Annotated in this window: 2 protein-coding genes; both read left to right on the top strand. The window is 44.8% G+C overall.

All coding sequences use genetic code 11. The features are described 5' to 3' along the window. Positions 1 to 211, top strand: a 211-nt coding sequence (locus A3756_RS18320; protein ID WP_231875568.1) for a hypothetical protein, incomplete at its 5' end; no start/stop codon positions are given. 70 nt (positions 212 to 281) lie between these two features. Further along, the coding region (locus A3756_RS28810) for a RimK/LysX family protein (RefSeq protein ID WP_068554196.1) at positions 282 to 1,251 on the top strand (970 nt) is incomplete at its 3' end.

Raw genomic sequence — 1,251 nt, 5'->3', positions numbered from 1 at the left:
GATAATTTTTATTTATCAGGAAATTATGAACATGAATATGAATAAGTTCATCGCTGTTCTGGCCTTGGTCATACCTATGTTGATTCCGAACTTTTCTCTCGCAGAAGAACCTCAAACTAAAGAAGAGCAATGCGCTCAATACGGCTCCTATCAAGATAGTGATGGTATTTGGCAAACATGCGACCCTGAGGAAACTGAATCCACTGATTAGTGATTCCGTTCCCTCACCAGTAACGCTATACGTCTTTTATATTCAACCTATTCGCACACCGGAGTCACCTATGTCACCAAGCGATAACAAAGTAGTCATTGGTAGCGAGGAGTGGTGCGCATTTCCCGAGCTAGGAATCCCGGCCATAAAAGCGCGTGTGGATTCGGGGGCAAAAACATCGTCTATTCATGCTTTCAACATTCAGCAATTTCGTAGAGATGGGGCTGCATGGGTGAGTTTTGAAGTGCACCCGCTTCAGAATAATCGCCGTACAGTTATCAGGTGTGAGCGCCCGATCATAGACAAGCGAGTTGTTAAAAGCTCTAGTGGCGTCTCAGAAACCCGTTTTGTTGTGCAAGCGCCACTAAAAATTGGTGAAATGATTTGGGAAGTAGAGTTAACGCTTGCTAATAGAGACTCCATGGGTTTCAGAATGCTTCTTGGGAGAGAAGCTATGGTAGGCCGGATGCTTGTTGACCCTGAACAAGAAGACTTGATGGGTGCAATTTCACAAGAAACAATCGATGGATATTATGGAAAAAAGGAACCTGAAAAGAGTGGTCTTAAGATCGCCCTGCTCGCAAGCAATGAAGAGCTGTATAGCAACCAGAGATTACTGGAGGCTGGCGAAGAGCGAGGCCATGAAATGGTTTTCCTCAATGTTAAGCAATGCTATATGAAACTGGATGCACTGGAACCTGAAGCGCATTATCGCGGAGGAACGATACTTAATGATTTGGATGCTGTCATTACAAGAATAAGACCTAGCGTGACATTTTACGGAACCGCATTAGCTCGCCAATTTGAAAGCATGGGGATCTATACAACGAACTCCTCAGCTGCAATTTCACAGTCCAGAGACAAACTGTTCTCTTTGCAACTCATGCTCAAGAGTGGCATCAATATTCCAACGACTGGTTTTGCTAACTCACCAATAGACACAAATGACCTCATTGAAATGGTGGGCGGCGCACCCTTGATCGTGAAACTTCTTGAAGGCACACAGGGGCGAGGTGTCGTTCTGGCCGAAACAAAAAAAG

The organism is Oleiphilus sp. HI0086 (assembly GCF_001635225.1).
Note: the sequence above shows the minus strand (reverse complement) of the source record. Positions and strands in the feature narration are given on the sequence as shown.